General features: G+C 42.9%; 9 protein-coding genes. 2 read left to right on the plus strand and 7 right to left on the minus strand.

The features are described 5' to 3' along the window. Positions 1–144 precede the first annotated feature (144 nt). From HOLDEFILI_RS10435 to HOLDEFILI_RS10465, 7 genes are all read right to left on the minus strand, one after another. A complete protein-coding gene (locus tag HOLDEFILI_RS10435) occupies positions 145–1,611 on the minus strand; it encodes a glycoside hydrolase family 1 protein (protein WP_006059629.1) in 1,467 nt (488 codons plus the stop codon). Continuing rightward, positions 1,595–2,410 (minus strand): ChbG/HpnK family deacetylase, encoded by an 816-nt coding sequence (locus tag HOLDEFILI_RS18445; protein WP_006059630.1) that lies wholly within the window; start codon positions 2,408–2,410, stop codon positions 1,595–1,597. Before HOLDEFILI_RS18445 ends, HOLDEFILI_RS10435 begins: the two co-directional genes overlap by 17 nt. Next, a complete protein-coding gene (locus tag HOLDEFILI_RS10445) occupies positions 2,394–3,560 on the minus strand; it encodes an MFS transporter (RefSeq protein WP_167317140.1) in 1,167 nt (388 codons plus the stop codon). Before HOLDEFILI_RS10445 ends, HOLDEFILI_RS18445 begins: the two co-directional genes overlap by 17 nt. Before the next feature lie 22 nt (positions 3,561–3,582). Beyond that, positions 3,583–3,957, minus strand: a complete 375-nt coding sequence (locus tag HOLDEFILI_RS10450; RefSeq protein ID WP_050766963.1) for a PTS lactose/cellobiose transporter subunit IIA — start codon at positions 3,955–3,957, stop codon at positions 3,583–3,585. A 66-nt stretch (positions 3,958–4,023) separates the two neighbouring features. Further along, a complete protein-coding gene (locus HOLDEFILI_RS10455) occupies positions 4,024–5,307 on the minus strand; it encodes a PTS sugar transporter subunit IIC (RefSeq protein ID WP_039864673.1) in 1,284 nt (427 codons plus the stop codon). 51 nt (positions 5,308–5,358) lie between these two features. Then, positions 5,359–5,652, minus strand: coding sequence for a PTS sugar transporter subunit IIB (locus HOLDEFILI_RS10460; RefSeq protein ID WP_050766964.1), 294 nt, complete (start codon positions 5,650–5,652; stop codon positions 5,359–5,361). 172 nt (positions 5,653–5,824) lie between these two features. Further along, entirely contained in the window at positions 5,825–6,778 is a 954-nt protein-coding gene (locus HOLDEFILI_RS10465; protein ID WP_039864674.1) for an aldo/keto reductase, read from the minus strand. A 141-nt stretch (positions 6,779–6,919) separates the two neighbouring features. Here HOLDEFILI_RS10465 and HOLDEFILI_RS10470 point away from each other — a divergent pair, with 141 nt between their 5' ends. Continuing rightward, positions 6,920–7,417 carry a hypothetical protein gene (locus HOLDEFILI_RS10470; protein ID WP_039864676.1) on the plus strand — a complete coding sequence of 166 codons (498 nt, stop codon included), beginning with the start codon at positions 6,920–6,922 and terminating at the stop codon, positions 7,415–7,417. Next, positions 7,417–8,317: BglG family transcription antiterminator (locus HOLDEFILI_RS10475; RefSeq protein ID WP_006059638.1), on the plus strand; the 901-nt coding region annotated here is incomplete at its 3' end. The genes HOLDEFILI_RS10470 and HOLDEFILI_RS10475, both read left to right, overlap by 1 nt.

Below are 8,317 nucleotides of genomic sequence, written 5' to 3' on the forward strand. Positions count from 1 at the left end.
TCGAAAATTTTTCTTTCTTCATATTTCCCTTTCTACCTCCCTGCCGTTATCGGCAACGAGAATAAGTATCTTCATTATAATATGAAAAAAGGAATTCTGCACTCGAATTCCCCCTGTATGCTTTATAAACTGTTCATAACCAGATTAAATATTGGACCCGTTTGTTCTAATTACTTCCCGATACCACCTAAATGAATCCTTACGGTATCGCTGATAATCTCCTGAGCCATCATCCTGCTTATCCACGTAAACCAGTCCGTAACGCTTTCGATACTCTCCTGTACCTGCTGAAACCAGATCAATAAAACTCCATGGCGTATACCCTAACAGCTCAACTCCATCCACTTCGATGGCGAGCATCATCGCTTCTATATGAGCTTTGAGATAGGCGATGCGATAGGGATCATGAACTCGCCCGTTAACTAACTGGTCTTTAGCTCCCAGCCCATTCTCTACGATAAACAGCGGTTTCTGATACCGATCATACAATTCGATTAAAGCCATTCGCAATCCCATTGGATCGATCTGCCATCCCCATTCGGTTGTCGGCAAATACGGATTTTTCCCGCCCCGGCTTAAATTCCCGCCTGTCATTTTCAAAACTGCCAGATCAGCGGCCTGGACTCCGGAATGATAATAGCTGAAGCTGATAAAATCGACAGTTCCTGCCTGTAAATCCTTTCGATCCTGTTCGGTGATCTCCGGCCGAATTCCTTCTCGATCCCATTTTTTCAGCTGATATGTCGGATAATACCCCCGGACCTGCACATCGCTGTACAAATAACAGCGGCTCATAAAGTCCCACCGCGCGTAAATATCCTCAGGTTTGCAGGTATAGGGATATGCCTGCGTATGACCAATCATACAGCCGAATTTAAAATTCGGATTTATCCTCCGGCCTAAAGACACAGCCTTTGCCGCAGCGACTAATTCATAATGGGAAGCGACAGCCAGCGACCGAGGATCTTTTTTTGTGATGCCGGCCGCTAAAAATGGGACCAAGTTTACATGATTGATTTCATTAAAAGTCAGCCAGTAATGAACCAGATCCTTATATCGCATAAAAATCGTTTCACAATAGTTCAGAAAACACGTTATCATTCTCCGGTCCAGCCAGCTGCCCCACAACTCTGTGAGGTGAATTGGAATTTCGTAATGATTGATCGTTACAATCGGTTCAATTCCTGCTTCTTTCAACCCCCGGAAAATTTCTTCATAAAAAGCTAAACCAGCTTCATTGGGTTCCTCGTCATTGCCCAGCGGGAAGATCCTCGGCCAGGAAATTGACATCCGAAAAGCCTTTAATCCCAAGTCTTTCATCAATGCAATGTCTTCTTTATAATGATGATAGAAATCGGTACTTTCATGGTTGGGATACGTTTCATCATCAAAGCAGACAAATTCAGCGTCTTCCGGAATGTTTTCCATATTCATTAATGCCGTCTTCTGTCGGCGATGATTGACTGTATAAGTGATCTGCCGCGGATTCTCCAAGCTGCCTCTGGTGATGACGTCCGTATTGGAAATGCCTTTATTGCCCTGTAAAAACCCGCCCTCGCACTGATTGGCAGCCACCGCGGCTCCCCATAGAAAATTATCTGGAAATGGCAACGCTTTCCGCCTCCTTCCGCAGATCACAATAGTTAATGAGTTCAATTTTATGATCATCGATCCATTGCTTCACTGCCGGGGAACACAGAGCCTGGACGTCTCTCATTCTCACACCATTGAAGCTGCTGGCATCAAAAATGTCCGCGTCTACAAAACCCGGATGGAAAAATATCTGAGCCGTTTCATGGCCCAGGATTCCAAATTGATCTTCAAGAATCGCTTGTTCCGGGCTGCATGTATATTGTTCAAACTGATCTGCAGTTTTGAAAATATCCATTGCGTATTTTCCCAGCTTTGCGCAGAATAATCCGTATGGATTGGTACCGTCGTGACAAATGTGAATAATATCATATTTTTCTGCGACATCGTCAACCGCCCGTTCCGACGACTGCGTGCCGACCGCATGTCCTTCCAGATAAGCGGGTTTGCGTCCGACAACCTTTATAAATTTCAGCACTTGAGCTTCAATTTCATAGAAATATTCTTCGTAATATGGCATCGGATCTCCCTTGGACTGATCTAAACTGCGGATATAACGAGTTGATAAAAACTGTCCCTGGGCATTCAGTAAATGGGGAATCCGGGAAGGATCACTGACGGGAAATCCCGATACAAAGTTTGTATGCTGACCCAGACTTACATGCCGATAAGGCGCTAAAAGCTGAATGCCCCGCTCAAAGGCCGGCATGTTCGGCATCGCTCCCGCCGCCGTCAAAATCCCATCGCGCGCGGCTTTTTCAAACCCCGCGTTCACTCCGTCGGTCCATCCTAAATCATCTCCTTTAACGATAAGCCTCATTTTTCTTTCTCCTTTCAACAAAGCCGAAATAGAACAAAATTGCGATGATCAAACTGATATTCATAGACGCAAACATCCGGCTGTAGCCAAAGCGGCCCGCGATCATTCCACCCAGGGTCGGACCTAATAAATACCCGATATTAGTCCCCATATAGCTGGTACTGCTGGCTGCGCCGCGCCGGTCAGGACCCACGCTTTCTACGCACATCGCTTGAATCATCGGCTGGAGTGAGCCGTAGCCAAACGCCGCAAAGACAGCGGCGATTATGAAGTGGATTAACGAGGTTCCCATAGAAATCAAGAACAGGGCTGCGATCGTAAATAAAACAGCCGCGACAATGATCGTTCGTTCTTTTATCCGTTCCGACAACTTCGCAACCAGCGGCCTGGAAAATAATAAGACGATCGTGTTCACCGTAAAATACAACCCGATATCCTGAATCTGAATGCTGTCAGCATATACGATTAAAAATGAATTCACAGTACTGTACGCCAGCGATAAAAACACCATCATAACAGCGGGAGAAATTGCCTCTTTCGCATAGGCGTTGCGAATTTTGAATTTAAACTTCGATTGTCTTTTATGACTAGGCGTCGGTATTTTAAATATCATGATGACCGTCAAAAAGACCATGACGGAACTGATCAGAAATGTTGTCCCGTATCCTGCATAATCATACAACGCTAATCCAAAAGAAGGTCCGAAAGCCTGTGAAGCAACCTGGAATATTGTAAAATAAGTAATCCCCGCTGTCATTTTGCTTTCTGGAATCGTATCGCTCACGATCGCCAGAGATGAGGTAGCGGATATGCCTTTGCCGATTCCGTTGATAAACGTCAGTGCTAACATAAAACCGATGGTATTGGTTACCGCATTGCCAAATAAGGTCAGCGCGCTGATCAATGTAACCAGTGCATAAACATACTTTTTATTAAAATAATCAATAAAGGGAGCCGCCAGAGGAATGCAGATCAACGCTGATATAGAAGCCACGCTGTTAATCGCCCCGACAATCTCCGCTGAAGCCCCCAAATAAACTGCTTTTCTGGATAAAATTGCGGTTCCGATCGAAGTTCCCAGTGTGCTGAGAAAAGCGACGACACAGATAAAGATAAAATTAACATTCCAAAGTTTTTGATTTTTATCCATCATTTTCCTTTCATCATCTTAGTTATTTTGTTTTTAGTTCCTTTATTTCTTCTTTCAGCGCATTGACTTCCTGATATAAACCGATGATTAATCCGCTGAAATCAATGTCGATATAAGCGGCATTAAAATGATCCTGCGCATGAACCATCAAAATATCCGGAATGATACCCACTTTCTCCGCAGAAACAGCCTGTGCATTTTCAGTTAACAGCTTTGTCTGTGACTGATGGGCTTCCGTAAATTCCACCCGTGCTTCCTGCAATTTTGCATTTGCTTCATCCATTTCATTCGACATTGCTTTTTTCACAGCCGCCATACATAATTCCCGGGCGTTGCCCGCATGCATGATAATTTCCAGACTACAATTCAACATTTCTTTTTGATCCCTTTGATTCATTTTCATACTCCCTTCGATGAATAGGAAGTGAAGAATTCAAGTTCTCCACTCCCCAATTTTGGTTAATCACTGGATTTCAAGCAAGGCTTCTTTTTCTAGTTCTTTCTTTTCAAAAGCTTTCCAGAATGGATACCAGATCAAAGTGCACAACGCAAGAACTAAGATATCCACAAGGAATATTTTCATATCGCCGCTGAACCCGATAAGCTGCTGCAAAGGAAACGGCAGTGCCCAGGGAACGGAAATCGCAACTTTCGTGGCAATGAATCCGCTGGCTGCAGAAACAGCGAATATTAAATGCGTCATGACCTGCGTAATAATATAGGGAATCATCAGGAACGGATTCAGGATCAGAGGCAGACCAAAGAACAAGGGCTCAGTAATATTAAAGCATGCAGGGATAATCATCGCCGGAGCCATTACCTTAAACTCCTTGCACTTTGAGAACGCCATGAAGATGAGCAGCGGCCAATAGTTGATGAACGTTACGCCGACACGGGCGCCATTATACCAATGCGGCAATGCGGTTAAACTGACACCGCTGGCCAGCGCCGCCGCATTCTCTGATAAAAACGTATTGGTTACCGCTTGGGTGATCGGGCTGATCATATTGCCGCCATGAATGCCTACGGACCAGAACAGACTGTACAACAGGCCTTCCAAACCGGCAAACGGAACAGTTTCCGAAGCGTCAAAGACTGGTCCCAGCAAGCCGTAAATAACGCTGACAATATCGATATTCATTAAATTCCGGAGAATCCAGCAAAACGTTATGATTACAAAGGAAGGAATTAAGGCAATAAATGAATTGGCGATGGCCGGTGGTACGCTTGCTGGTAATTTAATCGTAATCTTGCGGTCGATAAACCATTTGTAGACTTTGATACTCAAAACGGATGAGAACATCGCGACGATCAGTCCTTTAGATCCAAAATTGGCTGTAGAAAGCGTTCCGTCAACGACGCCCCAATTGGAAAGAATCATAAAGACGACGAAACTGAGAACGACAGATGTCGTATGATCGACTTTTACTTTCTCGGCATACTTGCTCGCGATGGATATTGAAGCAAGCAGACCGATCATTCCTAAAGTAAAACTATTAACCTGCGACACATTGCTTCCGTAAGGCGTCAAAAACGGAAGAATCGCGTTCTCCGTGCCTGTCGCATAGGCACTGGATAAGACATATAAGATCATGAATACGCCGCCGATAATAATTAAATTCATATTGGCGGATATACCCTCAATCGCGGCGGCAACGCCAGGAATCGCAGCGAACTTGGATAACGGTTTCGCGATTTTGTTGGTAAAGCTTTCTATCTGTTCAGACAGATCTTTTTTCTCTTTCATAAGCTCCTCCATCTAAGCAGGGAATTCCCCATCTACTTTATCAATTTGCCTTTAAATCGTTTTTGCCATCTCCATCGCCTTGGCACCGTCCATGCGGCCATAAACAACAGGAGCCAGAATCGCAATCTTGACGTTGCGGCGATCGCAAATGTCTTTTAATTCATCATAGTGCATTTTAATCTGCGGTCCTAACAGAACAACATCCACTTTTTCCCCTTCTAAGGTATGTTCAAGTTCCGTATATGACATTGCTGTTATCCGGTCCTCAGGTTCCGCATATTTCTTCATGTTTTCCACTAACAAGCTGGTTGACATGCCGGCCATACAAACTAATACAATTTTCATAGAATTCATCTCCTCTCTTTTCAATTAAGCTTTCATTGGGGTTCTTCCACTGCACAAATACTATCATTTATTCTTACAACAATGCTTCAGCGTCATAACTTTGCGATAAGCCAAAACTCTATAAATTTTTCTTCTCCCTCAACTTTTAAAAGTAACTTCTTTTTCAACGATATCAAAATCGCTGGCCTGCCACGGGGGTCTTATTTAAAAGTTGAGTTAACTGCTCAAGATCTTCCGCAGTCATATCCAGATCTGCCGCCTTGAGATTTTCAATGACCCGATATTGTTTTGTTGTTCCTGGAATCGGAACTAAATATTCATACCGACTTAAAAGCCAGGCCAATGAAATCTGCGCCTCAGTAACCTGATATCGTTCTGCAAAGCTCTTGATTAAATTCAGAATCTTCGTATTGGCCTGAATCACATCCGGCTGGAACCGGGAGTATCTTCTCCGGCTGTCTCGATCTGAAAATTGGGTATCCGCCGTGATTGTGCCTGTCATAAAACCTTTCGCTAGCGGTGAGAAGGGAACCAAGGCAACCCCAAGTTCTTTTAAACACGGCAGTACATCGGATTCAACATTGCGCCACAGCATGTTATATTCGCTTTCAACGGCGGTCAAAGGACATACCGCATGAGCTCTCCGGATGGTTTCACTGTCCACTTCAGATAATCCCCATCCCCGGATTCTGCCTTCTTTAATCAGTTCTTTCATGCATTGCGCTGAAACCTCGATCGGGGTATTCGGATCGACACGATGAAGATAGTAAAGATCGATATAATCTGTGTTTAGTCTTCGCAGACTTCCTTCCAAAGACTCTCTGATTGCCTGCGGCGACCCATCTAAAACGGTTATCCCATTCCTATTTTTCATTCCGCATTTTGTGGCAACCACGCAGTTATTTCTGATCCCTGCCAGAGCTTGACCCAGCAATTCTTCATTACAATACGGCCCATAAGCTTCTGCGGTATCAAAAAAATTGCATCCAGCTTCATAAGCTTTCCGGATAACGGAAATTTTTTCTTCTTCAGATTGATCATTTCCGTAACCATGACTCAAGCCCATACAACCAAATCCAATGGCGGAAACTTCGGGACCGTTTTTTCCTAATTTTCGATATTTCATTTTATTCCAGCCTTTCTGAATTCAGTTTAGCATTTCTGAAACAGAGTTAATCCGGCCTTTTAGCTCTGATCCGAGCCAAAAGGTAAGATTTTTTTTATTTTTAGCATGGTATAATTTATGACAAGAAGGGACGTGAACCCAATGAAATTATCAGCTTCAATTCTTAATCCTATAATCGCAAAAATTCCGGCCTCATTCCGTTTCGTCAGTCTTGAGATTCTGAATACCCTTCTTCTTTTATTTGTCTACCTGATTCTTTGCCTTTTCAATGAAATAGTCGGTCTCCGGGATTGGTTCAACGGCACTTTTTATCTCATCGGCACTGGTGTTGCAGCCATTTTAGGCTACGGCCTGATATACAAATCGTTTCTAACTGATTTATCTGCCTCCGATTTAAAAAAAGCCTGCCTTACCGCGCTGATGATTAATGTCTTAATTCTAATCATGAACTTTGGATTCGGCGGGGTGTTTAATTATCTCTATCTTTGGTTCGGCGGCAACGGGATTATCGCTTACTATTTTATCATCACTTCTTCGTCGCTGCTCGGCGGACTCTTCGGTATGATCCTGCCGGTCTTGTTCCCAATCCTGATTTTACTGTATTCCAAGAATAAACGAAAGGTTAAGGAAACAGAATAATGAACAAGATACAATTCAATTCCCGACAAATCAGCCTGCTCAGCGCATTATGCAGGCATTCTGATGAATATATCACCCTAAACCTGTTGGCTGCGGAGTGCCAGACAAGTAAATCCTCGATTAAAAATCATCTGAATTCCCTTCAGGATTTTCTTGATTCGAATAAGATTCATTTGATTGCCAAACCAGGCAAAGGCTATATGCTGAGCCACGAAGATGCCCTTTTTCTTAATGAAATAATCGAAGCTGGAAGAAATGACGAATATGACCAGCTTTACCGGGTTAATAAATTAATTCTTTTATTATCTTATACGAACAGCTATGTCTCTTTAAGCCGGCTGGAAGATGCGTTATATATTTCCAGAAGTCAGCTTTATGCAGATTTAAAGATCTTGAAAACACGCATTCATAAATATTCCCTGACGGTGAAAAACAAATACGGCTATGGAATTAAGATCGACGGCTCGGAAATCAATAAAAGATTATGTATCATCAAAGAAAACTTATACGGGCACCAGGTTGAACAAGAAATAAATTTCTTTAATAACGATATCATCAGCTCAACCTCTGAAATCATTATGGACGTATTAGCACACAATGATTACGAAATTTCAGACCTGATTCTTCAGAATTTAGTTGTTCACGTTCTGATCGCCTTAAACCGGATGTATGCCAATCATTATATTGAACCTGAAGGTATTCAAGACGTATTCCAAAATAAAAATCTGTTCGCCCACGAAATCCTCATTGCTGAATCAATTTATCGTAAGCTTTGCAGAAAATACAATATACAGATCAATGAAAACGAAATTTATTTCCTGGCAATAAATTTAAAAGGGAAGAAAAATTATCACTCCGCAAATGTTATTTCAAAAGAAATGGACACCTTTGTAACCCGAA

Origin of the sequence: Holdemania filiformis DSM 12042, from assembly GCF_000157995.1 — a bacterium.
In the GTDB taxonomy this organism is placed as follows: Bacteria; Bacillota_I; Bacilli_A; order Erysipelotrichales; family Erysipelotrichaceae; genus Holdemania; species Holdemania filiformis.